At 39.5% G+C, this 18,176-nt stretch carries 26 protein-coding genes and 1 pseudogene; all 27 read right to left on the bottom strand.

Going from position 1 to position 18,176, the window contains the following annotated elements; translation table 11 throughout:
- Window positions 1–14 precede the first annotated feature (14 nt).
- The 27 genes and pseudogenes from rpmD to lysS all read right to left on the bottom strand — a co-directional run bounded on the left by rpmD (window position 15) and on the right by lysS (window position 18,144).
- Window positions 15–197, bottom strand: coding sequence for a 50S ribosomal protein L30 (rpmD, locus tag AWM71_RS04590; protein WP_060776859.1), 183 nt, complete (start codon window positions 195–197; stop codon window positions 15–17).
- 13 nt (window positions 198–210) lie between these two features.
- Complete coding sequence (gene rpsE / locus AWM71_RS04585; protein ID WP_060776858.1) at window positions 211–717, bottom strand: 30S ribosomal protein S5; 507 nt, start codon at window positions 715–717, stop codon at window positions 211–213.
- Window positions 718–737: 20 nt separating this feature from the next.
- Window positions 738–1,094: a 50S ribosomal protein L18 gene (gene rplR / locus AWM71_RS04580; RefSeq protein ID WP_060776857.1), complete on the bottom strand. Its 357-nt coding sequence runs from the start codon at window positions 1,092–1,094 to the stop codon at window positions 738–740.
- 48 nt (window positions 1,095–1,142) lie between these two features.
- On the bottom strand, window positions 1,143–1,679 hold the full coding sequence (gene rplF / locus AWM71_RS04575) for a 50S ribosomal protein L6 (RefSeq protein ID WP_060776856.1): 537 nt from the start codon (window positions 1,677–1,679) through the stop codon (window positions 1,143–1,145).
- Window positions 1,680–1,712: 33 nt separating this feature from the next.
- Window positions 1,713–2,111 (bottom strand): 30S ribosomal protein S8, encoded by a 399-nt coding sequence (gene rpsH, locus AWM71_RS04570; protein ID WP_060776855.1) that lies wholly within the window; start codon window positions 2,109–2,111, stop codon window positions 1,713–1,715.
- A 29-nt stretch (window positions 2,112–2,140) separates the two neighbouring features.
- Window positions 2,141–2,326 carry a type Z 30S ribosomal protein S14 gene (locus AWM71_RS04565; RefSeq protein WP_060776854.1) on the bottom strand — a complete coding sequence of 62 codons (186 nt, stop codon included), beginning with the start codon at window positions 2,324–2,326 and terminating at the stop codon, window positions 2,141–2,143.
- An 18-nt stretch (window positions 2,327–2,344) separates the two neighbouring features.
- The gene (rplE, locus tag AWM71_RS04560; protein WP_060776853.1) at window positions 2,345–2,887 is read right to left on the bottom strand and encodes a 50S ribosomal protein L5; all 543 of its coding nucleotides are present in this window, start codon (window positions 2,885–2,887) and stop codon (window positions 2,345–2,347) included.
- Between the two features lie 25 nt (window positions 2,888–2,912).
- Window positions 2,913–3,221, bottom strand: a complete 309-nt coding sequence (rplX, locus tag AWM71_RS04555) for a 50S ribosomal protein L24 (protein ID WP_060776852.1) — start codon at window positions 3,219–3,221, stop codon at window positions 2,913–2,915.
- An 18-nt stretch (window positions 3,222–3,239) separates the two neighbouring features.
- The gene (gene rplN, locus AWM71_RS04550; RefSeq protein ID WP_060776851.1) at window positions 3,240–3,608 is read right to left on the bottom strand and encodes a 50S ribosomal protein L14; all 369 of its coding nucleotides are present in this window, start codon (window positions 3,606–3,608) and stop codon (window positions 3,240–3,242) included.
- Between the two features lie 28 nt (window positions 3,609–3,636).
- Complete coding sequence (rpsQ, locus tag AWM71_RS04545) at window positions 3,637–3,903, bottom strand: 30S ribosomal protein S17 (protein WP_060776850.1); 267 nt, start codon at window positions 3,901–3,903, stop codon at window positions 3,637–3,639.
- 34 nt (window positions 3,904–3,937) lie between these two features.
- Window positions 3,938–4,132 carry a 50S ribosomal protein L29 gene (gene rpmC, locus AWM71_RS04540; protein ID WP_060776849.1) on the bottom strand — a complete coding sequence of 65 codons (195 nt, stop codon included), beginning with the start codon at window positions 4,130–4,132 and terminating at the stop codon, window positions 3,938–3,940.
- Complete coding sequence (rplP, locus tag AWM71_RS04535) at window positions 4,125–4,553, bottom strand: 50S ribosomal protein L16 (RefSeq protein ID WP_060776848.1); 429 nt, start codon at window positions 4,551–4,553, stop codon at window positions 4,125–4,127. Before rplP ends, rpmC begins: the two co-directional genes overlap by 8 nt.
- A gap of 2 nt (window positions 4,554–4,555) precedes the next feature.
- Entirely contained in the window at window positions 4,556–5,206 is a 651-nt protein-coding gene (gene rpsC, locus AWM71_RS04530; RefSeq protein WP_060776847.1) for a 30S ribosomal protein S3, read from the bottom strand.
- Window positions 5,207–5,209: 3 nt separating this feature from the next.
- Complete coding sequence (gene rplV, locus AWM71_RS04525) at window positions 5,210–5,566, bottom strand: 50S ribosomal protein L22 (protein WP_060776846.1); 357 nt, start codon at window positions 5,564–5,566, stop codon at window positions 5,210–5,212.
- A gap of 23 nt (window positions 5,567–5,589) precedes the next feature.
- Window positions 5,590–5,868, bottom strand: a complete 279-nt coding sequence (gene rpsS, locus AWM71_RS04520) for a 30S ribosomal protein S19 (RefSeq protein WP_060776845.1) — start codon at window positions 5,866–5,868, stop codon at window positions 5,590–5,592.
- A gap of 35 nt (window positions 5,869–5,903) precedes the next feature.
- Window positions 5,904–6,740: a 50S ribosomal protein L2 gene (gene rplB, locus AWM71_RS04515; RefSeq protein ID WP_060776844.1), complete on the bottom strand. Its 837-nt coding sequence runs from the start codon at window positions 6,738–6,740 to the stop codon at window positions 5,904–5,906.
- Window positions 6,741–6,751: 11 nt separating this feature from the next.
- On the bottom strand, window positions 6,752–7,051 hold the full coding sequence (gene rplW, locus AWM71_RS04510) for a 50S ribosomal protein L23 (RefSeq protein WP_060776843.1): 300 nt from the start codon (window positions 7,049–7,051) through the stop codon (window positions 6,752–6,754).
- Window positions 7,051–7,674, bottom strand: a complete 624-nt coding sequence (gene rplD / locus AWM71_RS04505; RefSeq protein WP_060776842.1) for a 50S ribosomal protein L4 — start codon at window positions 7,672–7,674, stop codon at window positions 7,051–7,053. The genes rplW and rplD overlap by 1 nt, the downstream gene beginning before the upstream one ends.
- A gap of 22 nt (window positions 7,675–7,696) precedes the next feature.
- Window positions 7,697–8,338 (bottom strand): 50S ribosomal protein L3, encoded by a 642-nt coding sequence (gene rplC, locus AWM71_RS04500; protein WP_060776841.1) that lies wholly within the window; start codon window positions 8,336–8,338, stop codon window positions 7,697–7,699.
- A 44-nt stretch (window positions 8,339–8,382) separates the two neighbouring features.
- Window positions 8,383–8,691, bottom strand: coding sequence for a 30S ribosomal protein S10 (rpsJ, locus tag AWM71_RS04495; RefSeq protein ID WP_060776840.1), 309 nt, complete (start codon window positions 8,689–8,691; stop codon window positions 8,383–8,385).
- A 414-nt stretch (window positions 8,692–9,105) separates the two neighbouring features.
- Window positions 9,106–10,096, bottom strand: a pseudogene (locus tag AWM71_RS08725) (IS30 family transposase).
- Between the two features lie 224 nt (window positions 10,097–10,320).
- Complete coding sequence (locus AWM71_RS04485) at window positions 10,321–11,727, bottom strand: L,D-transpeptidase family protein (protein ID WP_060776839.1); 1,407 nt, start codon at window positions 11,725–11,727, stop codon at window positions 10,321–10,323.
- A gap of 162 nt (window positions 11,728–11,889) precedes the next feature.
- Window positions 11,890–13,077, bottom strand: a complete 1,188-nt coding sequence (gene tuf, locus AWM71_RS04480) for an elongation factor Tu (protein ID WP_060776838.1) — start codon at window positions 13,075–13,077, stop codon at window positions 11,890–11,892.
- Window positions 13,078–13,194: 117 nt separating this feature from the next.
- Window positions 13,195–15,288 carry an elongation factor G gene (fusA, locus tag AWM71_RS04475; protein ID WP_060776837.1) on the bottom strand — a complete coding sequence of 698 codons (2,094 nt, stop codon included), beginning with the start codon at window positions 15,286–15,288 and terminating at the stop codon, window positions 13,195–13,197.
- A gap of 76 nt (window positions 15,289–15,364) precedes the next feature.
- Entirely contained in the window at window positions 15,365–15,835 is a 471-nt protein-coding gene (gene rpsG, locus AWM71_RS04470) for a 30S ribosomal protein S7 (RefSeq protein ID WP_060776836.1), read from the bottom strand.
- A 26-nt stretch (window positions 15,836–15,861) separates the two neighbouring features.
- On the bottom strand, window positions 15,862–16,275 hold the full coding sequence (rpsL, locus tag AWM71_RS04465; RefSeq protein WP_060776835.1) for a 30S ribosomal protein S12: 414 nt from the start codon (window positions 16,273–16,275) through the stop codon (window positions 15,862–15,864).
- 366 nt (window positions 16,276–16,641) lie between these two features.
- The gene (lysS, locus tag AWM71_RS04460) at window positions 16,642–18,144 is read right to left on the bottom strand and encodes a lysine--tRNA ligase (protein ID WP_060776834.1); all 1,503 of its coding nucleotides are present in this window, start codon (window positions 18,142–18,144) and stop codon (window positions 16,642–16,644) included.
- Window positions 18,145–18,176 lie beyond the last annotated feature (32 nt).

Below are 18,176 nucleotides of genomic sequence, written 5' to 3'. Positions count from 1 at the left end.
TCCCTTTTGATTAATTATTTAACTTCTTCAATTTCCACTAAATGTAAAACTTTGTTAAGCATTCCATCAATCGCTGCATTACGGGTTTTCACCACAGTACGACCAGGACGTGTTAATCCTAATGCTTGACAAGTCTTAATTTGGTCTTGTTTACGACCGATTAAGCTTTTCTTTAAAGTAACTTTTACTTCAGCCATGGATACTCCTCCCTTAACTCAATAGTTCTTGTACGGATTTACCACGTAATTGAGCAACATCTTTTGGATCTTTTAATTCAGATAAGCCTTTAATGGTTGCACGAACCATGTTAATTGGCGTATTCGAACCGAGAGATTTAGATGTAATATCTGAAATACCTGCTAATTCAACAACCGCACGAACTGGGCCGCCAGCAGCTACTCCAGAACCGACTTTAGCCGGTTTTAACATGACGCAGCCTCCGTTGAATTTACCAATCACTTCATGAGGAATGGTAGAACCAGCAAGTGGAAGTGAAATCATGTTTTTCTTACCATCTTCAATCGCTTTGTTGATTGCAGCTGGAACTTCAGCCGCTTTACCAGTACCAAAACCAACACGACCGTTCTTATCACCAACAACCACTAAGGCAGCAAAACGCATACGACGTCCACCCTTTACAACCTTAGTAACACGGTTAATGGCTACGACACGATCTTCAATTTTATTTTCCTCAACTTGGTTGAAATCTTTTGCCATGTGTGGGTATCCTCCTTTGCTTAAAATTCTAATCCATTTTCACGAGCAGCGTCAGCCAAAGCTTGAACACGACCGTGATATTGGTAACCACCACGGTCAAAGACAACAGTTGTTACTCCTGCAGCTTTCCCGCGCTCTGCAATGGCTTTACCCACAGCAGCGGCATTTTCAGTCTTATTCCCTACATTTAAATCTGAATGATCATCAGAGGCACTTGCAAGCGTAACACCCGCTACGTCATCAATTAATTGAGCGTAGATGTGTTTATTTGAGCGGAAAACGCTCAAGCGTGGGCACTCTGCTGTTCCAGAAAGTTTACGACGAATACGTGCATGACGCTTTTGACGTAATGCATTTTTATCTGGTTTGCTAATCATTATGTCACCTCTATTAAATATTTATAATGATAAATAATTTTAAGAAAATTACTTACCAGTTTTACCTTCTTTACGACGAATATGTTCACCAACATAGTGAATTCCTTTACCTTTATAAGGCTCAGGTTTACGAACTGCACGAATATTTGCTGCAAGTTCACCAACTTTTTCTTTATCAGCACCATGAACTTTAATTTCTGTATTGCTTGGTACTTCAAAGGAAATTCCTTCTGGAGCTTCAAATTCTACATGATGGGATAAACCAACTTGTAAAACTAATTTAGTTCCTTGTAATTGGGCACGATACCCAACCCCTGTCAATTCTAATTCTTTTGTGTATCCAGCGTGAACGCCTTGCACCATGTTAAAGAAAATAGAACGAGCAGTTCCATGCATGGAACTTGCTTCTTTCGTATTATTAATTGGTTCGAATGTATAATGATTACCGTCTTCTTTAATATCAACTAATGTACTAAATACACGAGTCAATTCACCTTTAGGCCCTTTAACGGTAACTGTATGCCCATTCATTTCAACGGTTACGTCACTAGGCACTTCGACTGGCTTTTTACCAATACGACTCATCTAGGCTGCACCTCTTTCTTTTTTAATAATGGCTTACCATACGTAAGCTAATACTTCCCCACCAACATGTTTTTGGCGAGCTTCTTTATCTGTAATAACGCCTTCTGATGTGGAGACAATCGCAAGCCCTAATCCATTTAAGACTTTAGGAATCTCATCACTTTGCGCATAAACACGTAAACCTGGTTTAGAAATACGTTTTAAGTTTGTGATTACACGTTCATTATTTTGGCCATATTTCATGAAAATACGCATAATATTTTGCTTACCATCTTCAATGACTTCGTAGCCTTTAATATAGCCTTCTCTTTCCAAAATCTTTGCGATTGATTCTTTCATTTTAGATGCTGGAACTTCAAATGATTCATGACGCACCATGTTTGCATTACGAATACGTGTCAAGAAGTCCGCGATTGGATCTGTCAATACCATGTAAGTAAACCCTCCTTCTTATACTAAGATTACCAGCTAGCCTTCTTAACTCCTGGCAGTTGTCCTTTATGGGCAAGATCACGAAGACAAATACGGCATAATTTGAATTTACGGTAAACTGAATGTGGACGTCCACAACGTTCACAACGCGTATAAGCTTGTGTTGAATATTTTGGTTTACGTTTGTTCTTTTCGATCATTGCTTTTTTAGCCAAACCGTTCGCCTCCTTGTCCTATTTTTGGAATGGCATTCCAAGTTGTGCCAATAATTCTTTAGATTCTTCGTCAGTATTTGCTGTGGTTACAATAACAATGTCTAATCCACGAACTTTATCAACATCATCAAAATCAATTTCAGGGAAAATTAATTGCTCACGAACACCTAAAGTATAGTTTCCGCGTCCATCAAATGAGCGTTTACTAATTCCACGGAAATCACGCACACGAGGAAGTGAAACGTTAATTAACTTGTCTAAGAAGTCATACATGCGTTCACCACGCAAGGTAACTTTAGTTCCGATAGCCATACCTTCACGTAACCGGAAACCAGCGATAGATTTCTTAGCACGTGTAATAATTGGGCTTTGACCTGCAATTTTTGTTAATTCTTCCACTGCGTTTTCTAAGTTTTTAGAATTTTGAACAGCGTCACCAACACCCATATTAAGAACGATCTTTTCTACTTTAGGGACTTGCATTGGTGAAGTATAATTAAACTTTTCAGTTAAAGCTGTTTTAACTTCGTTTAGATATTTTTCTTTTAAACGATTTGTCATAATCCGTTTGCTCCTCCTTCCCGAATTAATCTAGGACTTCGCCAGACTTTTTAGAAACGCGAACACGTTTACCATCAACTTCTTGAATAGATACACGTGTTTTTTCATTTGTCTTTGGATCTACTAATTGTACATTGGACACATGAATAGGCGCTTCTTGTTCAATAATTCCACCTTGTGGATTTGCTTGAGAAGGACGTTCATGCTTTTTAACTTTATTAACGCCTTCCACGATTACACGATCTTTCTTTGGAAGTGTTTTTAAAACGGTAGCTTGGGTCCCTTTGTCTTTACCAGCGATCACTTCTACCTTATCTCCTGTTTTAATATGCATCCCGAACACCTCTCTTTCCTAAAGCACTTCTGGAGCGAGTGAAACAATACGCATGAAGTTATTTTCACGCAATTCACGAGCTACTGGGCCAAAGATACGGGTCCCACGTGGGGTTTTATCATCACGAATAATCACGCAGGCATTTTCGTCAAACTTAATGTAAGAACCGTCTGCACGACGAGAACCACTCTTTGAACGAACAATAACAGCTTTTACGACTTCGCCTTTTTTGACAACGCCACCTGGTGTAGCTTGCTTAACAGAGCAAACAATGACATCGCCAATGTTAGCTGTTTTACGACCTGATCCACCTAAAACACTAATACAGAGTACTTCACGAGCACCTGAGTTATCAGCAACTTTTAAACGAGTTTCTGTTTGAATCATTTTCTAAGTATCCTCCTTCCAGTAATTATTAAATAATAACGGATTCTTCAACAATTTCAACAAGACGGAAGTACTTGTCTTTAGATAATGGGCGTGTTTCCATAATCTTTACGATATCGCCAACTTTTGCTGAATTTTTTTCATCATGCACTTTGTATTTCTTAGAATATTGAATACGTTTTTTGTAAGTTGGATGGAACTTGAAAGTGTCTACTTGAACAACAATCGTTTTATCCATTTTGTCAGAAACCACACAGCCTTGTAAGACTTTACGTTTATTACGTTCTTCTGCCATTTTTGGGGTATCCTCCTTTACTGTCTAAGCCTGCTTAAGCGAGTTCTTCTTGACGTAACGCTGTTTTAATGCGGGCAATTTGTTTGCGCACTTGCTTAATACGAGCGGTATTCTCTAATTGACCAGTTGCCAATTGGAATCGTAAATTGAATAACTCTTGCTTGTACTCTTGTTCCTTAGCATTTAATTCAGCAACGGAAAGATTTTTTAATTCAGAAAATTTATTCATTCGATTCACCACCTAAGTCACGTTTTATAACTTTACAACGAACAGGTAACTTATGAGAAGCTAAGCGTAAGGCTTCTTTAGCGACTTCTTCAGGAACGCCAGCAATTTCAAATAAAACTTTGCCACGTTTTACAGGAGCAACCCATCCTTCAGGTGCACCTTTCCCAGAACCCATACGAACACCGATAGCTTTAGCTGAATAAGGTTTGTGAGGGAAAATATTAATCCAAACTTTCCCACCACGTTTCATATAACGTGTCATTGCAATACGAGCTGCTTCGATTTGACGATTGGTAATCCATTTAGAATCTAAAGATTGTAAACCGAAATCACCATAAGCAACCTTTTTTCCGCCTTTAGCTTCTCCACGCATTTTTCCACGGAATTCACGTCTATGTTTTACACGTTTAGGTACTAACATGATTATTCCCCCTCCTGATTACTTGCTGTTGGAAGGATTTCACCACGACAAATCCAAACTTTAACACCGATCTTCCCGTAAGTAGTATCTGCTTCTTCCCAGGCATAATCAATATCTGCACGTAAGGTATGTAATGGAACAGTTCCTTCAACTAATGTTTCAGTCCGCGCCATGTCGGCACCATTTAAACGGCCAGAGATTTGAATCTTAATCCCTTGTGCCCCTGCTTTCATTGTACGTTGAATAGCTTGTTTCATCGCACGACGGAAAGCAATACGGTTTTCTAATTGTTCACAAATACTTTCGCCTACTAAACCTGCAATAAGGTCAGCTTGTTTAACTTCAATAACGTTGATGTGAACACGTTTACCAGTTAAAACGTCCAAATTCTTGCGAAGTTTTTCAACTTCTGCTCCGCCTTTACCAATAACCATACCTGGTTTAGCGGTATGAACATTCACATTCACTTTATTAGCAGCACGTTCAATTTCAATTTTAGAAACAGCTGCATCTTTAAGATTTTCATCAACATATTTACGAATTGCTAAGTCTTCAAGTAAAGTATCTGCGTAATCTTTTTCTGCATACCAGCGCGCATCCCAGTCTTTAATAACTCCGATACGTAAACCGGTAGGATTAATTTTTTGACCCACTAATTATTCCCCCTCTACTTCTTTCACCACAATAGTGATATGACTTGTACGTTTGTTAATACGTGAAGCAGAACCTTTAGCGCGTGGGCGGAAACGTTTCATAGTTGGCCCTTCGTTAACAAAAGCTTCACTAACTACTAATTTAGTTGTATCTAATTCAAAGTTATGTTCTGCATTAGCAACTGCTGACATTAACACTTTTTCAATAATTGGGCTCGCTGCGCGAGGAGTGTTTTTCAAAATAGCAATTGCTTCACCAACTGCTTTATTACGGATCAAATCAATAACCAAGCGCGCTTTACGTGCTGAAATTCGAACAGTTTTAGCAGTAGCTTTTGCAGATAATGTTTTTTCTGACATTATTTACTTATCCTCCTCTCGCTTTAACGGCCTGTTGACTTGTCATCAGAAGCGTGTCCACGGTAGGTACGTGTTGGGACAAATTCGCCCAACTTATGACCAACCATATCTTCTTGAATATAAACAGGAACATGTTTACGTCCATCATGAACAGCAATTGTTAACCCAATAAAATTAGGGAAAATTGTTGAACGACGGGACCAGGTTTTAATTACTTGCTTTTTCTCGTTACCTTGTTGTTCGAGAACCTTTTTCATTAAATGGTCATCACAAAAAGGTCCTTTTTTAATACTACGACTCATTAGCTATGGCTCCTTTCCTCTGGATGATCTAAGTTCTAACGTTTTTTGCTACGGTGACGAACAATTAACTTGTTGCTACGTGCATTTGTATTACGTGTCTTAACACCGCGAGCAGGTTTGCCCCATGGGGTCATTTGAACTTTACGTCCGATAGGTGCGCGACCTTCACCACCACCATGTGGGTGATCGTTAGGGTTCATTACGGAACCACGAACAGTAGGACGTTTGCCTAACCAACGTGAACGTCCAGCTTTACCAGAGTTAATCAATTCATGTTGTTCATTCCCAACAGCACCAATTGTTGCACGACAAGTACCTAAGATCAAACGAACTTCGCCAGAGTTCAAACGAACTAAGACATATTTATCTTCCTTACCTAAAACTTGTGCACTGGTACCAGCGGAACGAATTAATTGTCCACCTTTTCCAGGTTTAGTTTCAATGTTGTGAACAACAGTACCAACCGGAATATTTTGTAATGGTAAAGCATTCCCTACTTTAATATCTGAATCTTCACCAGATTGGATACGAGCTCCTACGGTTAAGCCTTTAGGTGCAAGGATATAAGCTTTTACACCATCTGTATAATGGATTAAAGCGATGTTAGCAGAACGATTTGGATCGTATTCAATTGCTTTAACAACGCCTTCTACGTCATCTTTAATACGCTTGAAATCAATAATCCGATAAGCTTGTTTGTGACCGCCGCCTTGGTGACGGACAGTAATACGGCCCTGGTTGTTACGGCCAGCTTTACGGTGTTGCTTGTCTAAGAGTGTTTTTTCAGGTTTTGATTTTGTGATTTCTGAGAAGTCAGAACCTGTCATATTACGTCGGCCATTGGAGGTCGCTTTATAAACTTTAATCGCCACTTGAATCCCTCCTATTCTTCAGATTCTGCATCAGCAGCGAAAAGTTGGATTGATTGCCCTTCTGCTACTGTTACGATTGCTTTACGACGTTTGCGAGTAAAACCAGCATAACGCCCCATACGTTTCATTTTGCCGCGAACATTTAAAATGTTCACTTTAACGACATGAACATCGAACAATTCTTCAACTGCTTGGCGCACTTGAGTCTTGTTTGCGTTAACAGCCACTTCAAAAGTGTACTTGTTGTCGTCTGCCGCTTCCATAGAAGCTTCTGTAATGATTGGTCGAAGAATGATGTCTTGAGCAGCCATTATGCAAGTACCTCCTCTACGCTTGAAAGTGCTGATTGAGTCATGATCACTTTCGCATTGTTTTCTAAGTCATAAACGTTAACGTTTTCTTGATCAACCACTGTCACATTTTCTAAGTTACGAGCAGATAGAACAGCGTTGGTGTTATCTTTGTCGATAACAATTAATACCTTTTCATTAACGTTTAAGTTGTTTAATACTTCTTTAAAAGCTTGGGTTTTTGGTGCGTCAAAAGATAAAGCATCAACTACCAATAAGTTTTCTTGGCTTACTTTACGTGATAAAGCAGAACGTAAAGCTAAGCGACGAACTTTACGAGGTAATTTGAAGCTGTATGAACGTGGAGTTGGTCCGAACGCACGTCCACCACCTACCCATTGAGGAGAACGGATGGATCCTTGACGAGCACGACCCGTTCCTTTTTGACGCCATGGTTTGCGTCCACCACCGCTCACTTCGCCGCGGCTTTTAACGGAATGGGTGCCTTGACGCCAAGAAGCACGTTGCATCAAAATCACATCAAAAATTGCTGTTTCATTTGGTTCAATTGCAAAGACTTCATCTTTTACTTCGATTTCACCGTTTTGTGAACCGTCTTGTTTGAATAATTTAAGTTTAGCCATTGTTTTCTTCCTCCTTCCCCAATTATTCTGCTGCTTGAGCTTTCACTGCAGCTCTAATTTCTACCATAGATTGTTTAGGACCTGGAACATTACCTTTAATTAAGATAACGTTTTGTTCAGGAATCACTTTAACCACTTCCAAGTTTTGAATAGTTACTGTATGACCACCCATTTGTCCTGGTAAGTTTTTACCTTTGAATACTTTAGAAGCATCTGAAGCCATACCCATTGAACCTGGTGCACGATGGTAATGAGACCCATGAGCCATAGGGCCACGTTGTTGACCATGACGTTTGATCGCGCCTTGGAAACCTTTCCCTTTTGAAGTACCGGTTACATCAACGATGTCCCCAGCTTGGAAAGTTTCAACTGTAATTTCCTTACCTACTTCGTACTCTCCTAGCTCAACACCGTTAAATTCGCGAATGAAGCGCTTAGGAGTAGTTTCTGCTTTTGCTACATGACCTTTATGAGGTTTATTAGCTAACACTTCACGTTTGTCATCAAAACCAACTTGAACAGCTTCGTAGCCGTCGCTTTCGATTGTTTTAACTTGTAAAACAACGTTTGGTTGCGCTTCGATTACAGTAACTGGTACTAATTCTCCAGATTCAGTGAAGTATTGCGTCATACCTACTTTTTTTCCTAAGATTCCTTTAGTCATGATTACACCTCCATAATTATTTGTTTTTTATTTGGGTTAACTAATTAAAGCTTAATTTCAATATCAACACCAGATGGTAAGTCAAGCTTCATTAAAGCATCAACAGTTTTAGGTGTTGGATTGACAATATCTACTAAACGTTTGTGAGTACGCATTTCAAATTGTTCACGAGAATCTTTGTATTTGTGGGTCGCACGAATAACAGTAAAGAGTGAACGTTCGATAGGTAGTGGAATAGGACCTGCTACCTTAGCGCCTGTACGTTTTGCGGTTTCTACGATTTTTTGTGCAGATTGATCAAGTGCACGATGTTCGTAAGCTTTTAAGCGGATACGAATCTTTTGTTTTGCCATGTTTTTTCCTCCTCGTCAGTATTTTATATTGACTAGCTCCATATGAATTACCGGTACACCCTCTTGGCAAAGCATCCGGGTGTGTCGCAACCTCATATTTCAAAGCTGGCTACCAAGACAGAGTTACCCCTGTATTCAGCAGCACTCTTTCCATTATACAGATTTTTTCTTTAGAGAGCAAGCTTTTTGAGTATCTTTTTTAACAAATTCAAAAAAGGTAAATTGCAATATCAAATGCATATTTAAATTCAAAAATTTCAGTTTCATGCAAAATAGCTAAAAGACTGATAAAATCAATCATTCTTGGCCCATTTTCTCAAGCTTAAAGTGCTTGATTACTATTTAGAGATTCAAGGGGAAAGCGTAGCGGACCTTGACTGGCCCACCCTGAATCTCTAAACTTGGTTAAGCACTTTAACCTACTTCTCTAAGGGTATCCTGAAGTTTCGCAACTCCCATGATGTAACAGTCATTGGGCGTTTGATAATCTAAGATCTTTCTGAAGCGATTGTTTATAGTATTCGTGTAGTGCGCCAACTCTTGGTATATCAGATTTTTAAAGCTGGTCCCTTTAGGCAAGAATTCTCTTAACATGCGATTATGCCTTTCGTTAGTTCCTTTTTCCCAGGCAGAATAAGCGTGAGTGAAAAAGGCCTTTATATCTTTTAGTCCGTTTTCAAGTTGTGACAGATTAGAAAATTCACTTCCGTTATCGGTCATTAAAGTTTTTAAATACTCTTGGTCCTCTTTGAGAATCATCTTTTTTACGGACTTTACAATTGAAGCGGCATCCCACTTCCAAGTCTTCCTGGTGAGAAGTTTTCGCGTTTCCCGTTCAACTAGAGTAATAATACACGGCTCTTCTTTCCTATCACGAGATCAAGCTCCCAATGACCCAATTCTTCTCTGGAAAGAATGGCTGGGCATCGTTGATCAATACTTTTTCCTAATAACTTTTTATTCATTCCTCGTGGTTCACTTGATTGCTTTCTTGGGCGAATCCGTGTTTTCATAGGAAGATCAATATTTTTCACTCTTAATATCCCAAGGTTGATATATTTATACATCGTTTTGGGGCAAGGGACACTTTCTAAAGGATGCTCTCTACGGTACTTATGAGTGAAAGTATCAACACTGAAGACACGATCTTTTTTATGCGTCAGTAAAGCTTCTTCAAAAGCTTTTATGAAAGTAGACTTTCCGAACAAAGCACCTTTTTCCTTTGAATTTGACCGATTTTCTTTATAAACACGCGAGCCAGTCTCTGCTAGATAGACATCAACATATTGATGATCGTAGGTCATTTGACGCGTTTTAATTCACGCGATATGGTACTTTGATTAACGTCGATGGCGACAGCAATCTCTTTCTGTTTATGTCTTTCATGGTGCATTGCTTGGATGATTCCGCGTTTTTCTGCAGAAAGGTGTGCATATGACCTTGGTGTTTCATAGCCGGTGAGTGCTCCTTTACTTGGGTTTAGACGCTTTTAAGTATAGAGCCTCACTGGTTTTTTGTCGTCCTTTTCTTTATGCACTTCATTTTACAACTTACTCAAATTCAAAAAATAACGAGTTAAGCTTCCCTTCTTAACTCGTTATTTTTTTCTATAGTTATTTCTCTTCTATATTAATGAAGGGATTCTTCATTAAATATAATAACAGGAAGTCCAATATAAGATTTAGAATAGATGGTCGGCATAATTTTAATGGAAGTATTCACGCAGCCATAAGAACCTGCCATATTGCGATAGAGTTGTCCCCCAAAAGCGGGTTGCCACTGAGCATCATGGATACCTTCCGCATGATAGTCAAAGGCCATCCAATAATCAACAGGTTGCGCATAAGGAATTCCTGTAATAGGAGAGTTTGCTTTTAGAACACTCGGGGATTGCATATTCCAAATTTCGTTTGCTCCTGGAACCGTTGGAGATTTGTCTTGACCTGTAATAACATCTGTTTCTAAGGTCTTTTCTCCTTTTTCATAGAAGAAAAGCTTTTGATGAGGAATATCTACTTCTATATAAGTATCCCCAAAGAAATTAGGAACTTTGTATCCTTTCCCAGCAATTGCTGGTTCAAAGGTTTTCCCTTCACCTGATAAAACAGCCTCAGCCACTTGATCTACAGCTTTATCGCGATCAATATGCCAGCCATAAATTCCTGGGACAATAGTGACTTGTCCTGAGAGTGTCGATTGAAATTCATGAGGGATTAATAACCCTGCGATTTTTTGATTCAAATTTTTTAAATAAGCAGAAATTTTCTTTTTGTCGACTGTCATTTTTAATTGATTGTCGAAAAGAACCCAATCCTGAATATCTTCTTTTTTAATAGGATATTCTTTATCTTCTACCAACAACTTAACATCACTACCGATAACTTTTTGATAGTCTGTTATTTTTTGCGTTAAAGAAGGATCGTCTTGGCGAATTTCTGCTAATTGGTAAGCTTGTTCAAGCGCTACTGTATTTTTGACTTGACTTAAAGCTTCTGCTAAAGCCTCCCCTAATCGTTCAGGAGAAACTTGCTTGCCATCTTTTTCAGGTTCTATTTTTAATTGATTTCCCTTTTTATTTTTTACTAGTCGAGCATTTTCGCTTGCAGGCCGTTTCTTATTATTAATCCCCAATTCTTTCAACAAATCGACCATTTTCCCCTTTTGAGCTTCATTAAATTGTAATTGAATTTGTGTATGTGCAGAAGGAACTATTGACAGCGGCCACTTCCATCTATTCTGCTGTGCAAGCGCCTGATCTAAACTTCCTTTAATTTCTGCATTGAGCCCATATTGACTCGGTTTCACTTCTTTAAGAACCTTTCCAGCTTCTGTAAGTGTCACCGTCTTCTGATCTAGATCTTTTTGAACGTGATCACTCGCTTTTTGGGGTGTCATTCTTCCTATATTAATGCCAGCTATCTGTGTATGTGCCAAAAAATGATCATGATAATAATAGCAGCCTGCAAAATAGCCTATCACTAATACTCCTACAATGGCCAAACTTGTTTTGAAAAGCCAACCTTTTTTTGTGTTCATAACCATCCTCCTTATGAATGAATCGTCCCTCTTCAGCAAGCGAGCCTAAATCCCTCACCAAGCTGAAGCTTAACAATATCCATTATAGCGAAAATTTTCAAATAAAAAAAGAGTCGAGAAAATTCTCAACCCTTTTTCTTGTTACATCATCAAACTCTATGATTAAGCATCAATTTTAGAAACGACACCGGCACCAACAGTATGTCCACCTTCACGAATAGAGAAGTTAGTACCTTCTTCGATAGCGATTGGGTGAATCAATTTAACGCGCATAGTAACGTTGTCACCAGGCATAACCATTGGTGTGTCTTCTGGTAACATAACTTCACCGGTAATATCGGTTGTGCGGAAGTAGAATTGTGGACGGTAGTTGTTCATGAATGGTGTGTGACGTCCACCTTCTTCTTTAGTTAAAACATAAACTTCAGCTTCAAATTCGTAGTGAGGGGTAATGGTTCCTGGTTGTGCCAAAACTTGACCACGTTCAATATGGTCACGGGTAATCCCACGTAATAAAGCACCAACGTTGTCCCCTGCTTCAGCATAGTCCAAAGTTTTACGGAACATTTCAAGACCAGTAACGGTTGTCTTTTCAGATTTTTCGTTAAGACCAACGATTTCAACTTCGTTACCCACTTCAATTTTACCACGTTCTACACGACCGGTAGCAACAGTACCACGACCGGTAATGGAGAATACGTCTTCAACTGGCATCATGAATGGTTTGTCGGTATCACGTTCTGGTGTTGGAATGTATTCGTCAACAGCAGCCATTAAGTCTACAATAGCTTGTTCTGCATCTGCATCGCCTTCAAGAGCTTTAAGAGCGGAACCTTTAATAACTGGAATTTCGTCTCCTGGGAAACCATATTCAGATAATAAGTCACGAACTTCAAGTTCAACTAATTCTAATAATTCGTCGTCATCAACCATGTCGGTCTTGTTTAAGAAGACTACGAAGTAAGGAACCCCAACTTGACGAGCAAGTAAGATGTGTTCACGAGTTTGAGCCATAGGACCATCAGTAGCAGCAACTACTAAGATCGCACCGTCCATTTGAGCGGCACCAGTGATCATGTTCTTAACGTAGTCGGCGTGGCCTGGGCAGTCAACGTGAGCATAGTGACGATTTTCTGTTTCATATTCGATATGTGAAGTATTAATGGTAATACCACGTTCTTGTTCTTCAGGTGCGTTATCGATAGCAGCGTAATCTTTAGCTTCACCAAGGCCTTTTTTAGCTAAAACAGTTGCGATAGCTGCGGTTAAGGTTGTTTTACCGTGGTCAACGTGTCCTAAAGTACCAATATTTACATGGGGTTTGCTACGATCAAAATGTTCTTTTGCCATTATTAATGATTCCTCCTAAAATTTACACTAAATTTCTATTTTACATCATAGATTCAGTAATTTTATTATATGAGATAGTCCTTGAGAAAGTCAAGGACTGTCTCTTATTTAAGTTTTTTATTCTTCTGAACCTTTTCCATATTTAGCGATGATTTCTTCACCAACAGATTTAGGAACTGGTTCGTAGTGGTCGAAGGTCATGGTGAAGGTACCACGTCCTTGCGTTGCTGAACGTAAAGTGGTTGCATATCCAAACATTTCAGATAATGGAACATAAGAGTGTAAAGTAATTGCGTTTCCACGAGGTTCTTGCCCTTCGATACGTCCACGACGTGCAGAAACGTGTCCCATAACATCTCCGATGTAGTCCTTAGGTACAACAACGTCAACTTTCATCACTGGTTCCAAGATAACAGCGCCGGCATCTTTAGCTGCATTACGCAAAGCAAGAGATGCTGCGACTTTGAAGGCTGCTTCACTGGAGTCGACATCGTGGTAAGACCCGTCGAAGAGTTTTGCTTTCACGTCAACTAATGGGAAGCCTGCTAAGACACCATTTTCCATAGCATCTTTCAAACCTACTTCAACAGATGGAATATATTCACGTGGAACAACCCCACCAACGATAGCGTCTTCAAATTCAAAACCGGCCCCTTCTTCGTTTGGCGTAAATTCAATCCAAACATCCCCGTATTGTCCTTTACCACCAGATTGGCGAACAAACTTACCTTCTGCAGTAGCAGGTTTGGTGAAGGTTTCACGATAAGAAACTTGAGGTGCACCAACAGTTGCGGCAACATTAAATTCACGTTTCAAACGATCCACGATAATGTCTAAGTGTAATTCACCCATCCCAGCGATAATGGTTTGACCAGTTTCATGGTCTGTATTAGCACGGAAGGTTGGGTCTTCTTCAGCTAATTTACCAAGAGCAATTTGCATCTTATCTTGGTCAGCTTTGGTATCTGGTTCGATAGCAACTTCAATAACTGGTTCTGGAAATTCCATTTTTTCTAAGATAATTGGGTTCTTAGGATCACATAGAGTATCCCCAGTTGTGGTATTCTTCAAACCAACAGCAGCTGCGATGTCTCCAGAGAAGACTTCTTCAATTTCAGAACGGGAGTTAGCGTGCATCAATAAGATACGTCCAACCCGTTCACGGGTATCGCGTGTTGCATTTTGAACATAAGAACCTGCTTGTAAAGTTCCTGCATATACACGGAAGAAGGTTAAACGTCCAACGAATGGGTCTGTCATCACCTTAAAGGCTAAAGCAGCGAATGGAGCGGTATCATCAGCAACCACTTCAAAAGTCTTATCTGGGTCATCAGCCATTTGAGCTTCAATTGGAGGAACATCAGTAGGAGCTGGTAAGTAATCGATAACAGCATCCAACATCATTTGAACCCCTTTGTTCTTGAAGGCAGAGCCACATAAAACTGGGTAGAAATCCAAATTCAAAGTTGCCTTACGGATAGCAGCTTTTAATTCTTCTTCGCTGATTTCTTCGCCGTCTAAATAGGCCATCATGAGTTCTTCATCAGTATCAGCAACAGCTTCAATTAAATCTGTACGCCATTTTTCAGCTTCTTCTTTGTATTCATCTGGAATATCACTTTCATCAATAACCGTTCCTAAGTCATCTTCATAAACTTCGGCTTTCATTTTAACTAAGTCGATAATTCCTTTGAAGTTGTCTTCTGCCCCGATTGGTAATTGAACAGGGTGAGCATTTGCTCCTAAACGATCTTTAATGGTAGATACAGAATAAAGGAAGTCTGCACCAATTTTATCCATCTTGTTTGCAAACACAATACGTGGGACATGGTAAGTATCTGCTTGACGCCATACGGTTTCTGTTTGTGGTTCAACACCTGATTGTGCATCCAAAACAGTAACCGCACCGTCTAAGACACGTAAAGAACGTTCCACTTCAACTGTGAAGTCTACGTGCCCTGGGGTATCAATAATATTTACTCGATAACCTTTCCATTGAGCAGTCGTAGCTGCAGAAGTGATGGTAATCCCACGTTCTTGCTCTTGTTCCATCCAGTCCATTTGGGAAGCACCTTCGTGAGTTTCACCAATTTTATGGATTTTACCAGTATAGTACAAGACACGTTCGGTTGTAGTGGTTTTCCCTGCATCGATGTGGGCCATGATTCCGATGTTTCTTGTCTTTTCAAGAGGGAAATCTCTTTTTGCCATCTTTCATTCTCCTTTTCTATATGATATGCTCAGTTTTCTTTAATAAACAAACCCTCTGCAAAAAGCAGGGCAGTTATTACCAACGGAAGTGAGCGAAAGCTTTATTCGCTTCAGCCATACGGTGCGTGTCTTCACGTTTCTTAACAGCAGCACCTGTATTATTAGCAGCATCCATAATTTCGCGAGCTAAACGAACTTGCATAGTTCCTTCGCCACGGCTACGAGCTGCTTGTACTAACCAACGAAGTGCTAAAGTACGGCTACGTTCTGGACGAACTTCCATAGGTACTTGATAGTTGGCCCCCCCAACACGGCGAGCTTTAACTTCTAAAACAGGTTGAATATTTTCCATAGCTTCTTGGTAAACTTCCATCGGATCTTTGCCTGTTTCTTCTTTAATCATATCAAAAGCATTATATAAGATGGATCCAGCAATTCCACGTTTCCCATCAAGCATAATTTGGTTAATTAAACGGGTCACCATTTTTGAATTATAAATTGGATCTGGTAATACATCGCGTTTAGCGATATGTCCTTTACGAGGCATTCAATGCCCTCCTTTCTGATTTAAAATTATTTCTTAGGTTTCTTGGTACCGTATTTAGAACGACCTTGACGACGTTCATCAACACCAGCGGTATCTAAAGCCCCACGGACAATATGATAACGAACCCCTGGTAAGTCTTTTACACGGCCACCACGAATCAATACCACACTGTGTTCTTGTAAGTTGTGCCCAATCCCTGGGATATAAGCCGTTACTTCAATCATGTTGGATAAACGAACACGCGCATATTTCCGTAAAGCGGAGTTAGGTTTCTTAGGTGTCATCGTCCCGACACGGGTACATACTCCACGCTTTTGAGGAGAATTTGTATGTGTTGATTGTTTCTTCATTGAGTTGTAGCCTCGATTTAAGGCAGGTGATTTAGATTTTGCCTTGGTTGATTTACGAGGTTTACGTAATAATTGATTAATAGTAGGCATGTACTATTATTCCTCCTTCCAAAAAATCATTTTAAAGCCACACATCCTGGTGTGTCATCTCTTACGAAAAAGAAATAACCGATAAAACTATCGATTATCAGACGTTGTATCTGTGCCATATGTATCAGTCAGCACGACTGTTCTTTTACAGGAATCTGTATACAAAAAGCACCTTGTCTAATTTAACATTTCCATCTTCTTCTGTCAAGACCTTCTCAACATTTTTATAAGCTGTCTTGAAAAATCATTTTAATCATTTTCTTCATCTGCGTAACACAACTTACACAATAACTAATAAAATATCTTTTTAACTCTACAAAAAAAGGAATGGAGCCCCATCCATTCCTCATTGTCAAAGAATATTTTCTATTTATTGCGCATAGTTGGGAATAAGAGAATATCACGAATGGAATCTGAATTCGTTAAAATCATAACCATACGATCAATACCGATTCCTAATCCTCCCGTTGGTGGTAAACCAGTTTCCAAAGCTTCCACAAAATCTTCATCCATATGTTGCGCTTCATCGTCCCCCAATTCGCGTTCTCTTACTTGAGATTCGAAACGTTGACGTTGATCAATTGGATCGGTTAATTCGGTAAAGGCATTTCCGGCTTCTGCTCCGCAAATAAACGCTTCAAACCGATCAGTAAACCGTGGATCTTCTTCATTTGTTCTTGCTAATGGAGAAATAGATTTTGGATGTCCGTATATAAAGGTTGGTTGCGTTAAAGTTTCTTCCACATAATGTTCAAAGAAGGCATTCACGACATGCCCGAAATCATCCGTTTCCTTGATTTCTACATGATGTTCTTTCGCCAATTGACGGGCTTGTTCATCAGACATTTCTTGCCAGAAATCTACACCACAGACCTCTTTAATAGCATCTACCATATGTACCCGACACCATTCTTTTCCAAAATCAAGAGAAGCCTCTCCATAGGTAACAGTTGTTGTTCCTAAAACTGTTTGTGAGACATAACGATAGAGATCTTCAACTAAATCCATAATATCCCACATGGTAGAATAAGCGGTGTACACTTCTAAGAGGGTGAATTCAGGATTATGAGTATGGTCAATACCTTCATTTCTAAATACTCGACCAATCTCATAAACTTTTTCCATTCCTCCAACCACTAAACGTTTAAGATGAAGTTCCAAAGCAATCCGCAAATAGAGATCCATATCTAAAGCGTTGTGGTGGGTAATAAATGGACGCGCGTTAGCTCCACCAGGAATGTTATGCAAAACAGGTGTTTCTACTTCCAAATAACCGCGTTCATCTAAGAAACGACGAACTTCGCGAATAATATGAGAGCGCTTAACGAAGCGATCGAAGCTTTCTCTATTGGTAATCAAATCCAAATACCGTTGCCGATAAATTTGCTCCTTATCTTGTAAGCCATGATACTTATCTGGTAAAGGACGTAAGGCTTTAGTTAAGTGTTTGAGCTCTTTGACATGAATAGAAAGTTCCCCTGTATTGGTCCGCATAACAAAACCATATACGCCAATAATATCTCCAAGGTCAGATTTCTTCCAGATATTCGTGTAGTCTTCTTCTCCAATTTCATCTTTACGTACATAAATTTGAATTTGCCCACTTATATCTTGAATATGACCAAATCCTACTTTCCCTTTGCCGCGCTTTGTCATTAAACGTCCTGCAAGGTGAACATAAATCCCTTTATCTTCAAGTTCTTCTTTTTCTAAGTTCCCATATTTATCATGAAGATCTTGAGCGACTGCATCTCGTTCAAAACCAGACGCAAAAGGATTATAGCCATTTTTTTCTAATTCTTCTACCTTTTGGCGTCTGACTAACATTTGGTCATTCATATCTTCATGGTGTTCTGTTTCATTTGCCATTCCGTAACACTCCCTAGTTCCTAATACTATGT

The sequence above is a fragment of the Aerococcus christensenii genome, assembly GCF_001543105.1.
Lineage (GTDB): Bacteria > Bacillota > Bacilli > Lactobacillales > Aerococcaceae > Aerococcus > Aerococcus christensenii.
The sequence above is the reverse complement of the archived record's forward strand: the minus strand, read 5'-3'. Positions and strand labels throughout refer to the sequence as shown.

What these genes read in the sequence shown, in the direction of transcription:
- rpmD (WP_060776859.1), bottom strand. Translation starts at nt 197, where the DNA reads ATGGCTGAAGTAAAAGTTACTTTAAAGAAAAGCTTAATCGGTCGTAAA.
- rpsE (WP_060776858.1), bottom strand. Translation starts at nt 717, where the DNA reads ATGGCAAAAGATTTCAACCAAGTTGAGGAAAATAAAATTGAAGATCGT.
- rplR (WP_060776857.1), bottom strand. Translation starts at nt 1,094, where the DNA reads ATGATTAGCAAACCAGATAAAAATGCATTACGTCAAAAGCGTCATGCA.
- rplF (WP_060776856.1), bottom strand. Translation starts at nt 1,679, where the DNA reads ATGAGTCGTATTGGTAAAAAGCCAGTCGAAGTGCCTAGTGACGTAACC.
- rpsH (WP_060776855.1), bottom strand. Translation starts at nt 2,111, where the DNA reads ATGGTATTGACAGATCCAATCGCGGACTTCTTGACACGTATTCGTAAT.
- rplE (WP_060776853.1), bottom strand. Translation starts at nt 2,887, where the DNA reads ATGACAAATCGTTTAAAAGAAAAATATCTAAACGAAGTTAAAACAGCT.
- rplX (WP_060776852.1), bottom strand. Translation starts at nt 3,221, where the DNA reads ATGCATATTAAAACAGGAGATAAGGTAGAAGTGATCGCTGGTAAAGAC.
- rplN (WP_060776851.1), bottom strand. Translation starts at nt 3,608, where the DNA reads ATGATTCAAACAGAAACTCGTTTAAAAGTTGCTGATAACTCAGGTGCT.
- rpsQ (WP_060776850.1), bottom strand. Translation starts at nt 3,903, where the DNA reads ATGGCAGAAGAACGTAATAAACGTAAAGTCTTACAAGGCTGTGTGGTT.
- rpmC (WP_060776849.1), bottom strand. Translation starts at nt 4,132, where the DNA reads ATGAATAAATTTTCTGAATTAAAAAATCTTTCCGTTGCTGAATTAAAT.
- rplP (WP_060776848.1), bottom strand. Translation starts at nt 4,553, where the DNA reads ATGTTAGTACCTAAACGTGTAAAACATAGACGTGAATTCCGTGGAAAA.
- rplV (WP_060776846.1), bottom strand. Translation starts at nt 5,566, where the DNA reads ATGTCAGAAAAAACATTATCTGCAAAAGCTACTGCTAAAACTGTTCGA.
- rpsS (WP_060776845.1), bottom strand. Translation starts at nt 5,868, where the DNA reads ATGAGTCGTAGTATTAAAAAAGGACCTTTTTGTGATGACCATTTAATG.
- rplW (WP_060776843.1), bottom strand. Translation starts at nt 7,051, where the DNA reads ATGGCTGCTCAAGACATCATTCTTCGACCAATCATTACAGAAGCTTCT.
- rplD (WP_060776842.1), bottom strand. Translation starts at nt 7,674, where the DNA reads ATGGCTAAACTTAAATTATTCAAACAAGACGGTTCACAAAACGGTGAA.
- rplC (WP_060776841.1), bottom strand. Translation starts at nt 8,338, where the DNA reads ATGACTAAAGGAATCTTAGGAAAAAAAGTAGGTATGACGCAATACTTC.
- rpsJ (WP_060776840.1), bottom strand. Translation starts at nt 8,691, where the DNA reads ATGGCAAAACAAAAGATTCGTATCCGCTTAAAAGCTTACGAACATCGT.
- AWM71_RS04485 (WP_060776839.1), bottom strand. Translation starts at nt 11,727, where the DNA reads ATGAACACAAAAAAAGGTTGGCTTTTCAAAACAAGTTTGGCCATTGTA.
- tuf (WP_060776838.1), bottom strand. Translation starts at nt 13,077, where the DNA reads ATGGCAAAAGAACATTTTGATCGTAGCAAACCCCATGTAAATATTGGT.
- fusA (WP_060776837.1), bottom strand. Translation starts at nt 15,288, where the DNA reads ATGGCAAAAAGAGATTTCCCTCTTGAAAAGACAAGAAACATCGGAATC.
- rpsG (WP_060776836.1), bottom strand. Translation starts at nt 15,835, where the DNA reads ATGCCTCGTAAAGGACATATCGCTAAACGCGATGTATTACCAGATCCA.
- rpsL (WP_060776835.1), bottom strand. Translation starts at nt 16,275, where the DNA reads ATGCCTACTATTAATCAATTATTACGTAAACCTCGTAAATCAACCAAG.
- lysS (WP_060776834.1), bottom strand. Translation starts at nt 18,144, where the DNA reads ATGGCAAATGAAACAGAACACCATGAAGATATGAATGACCAAATGTTA.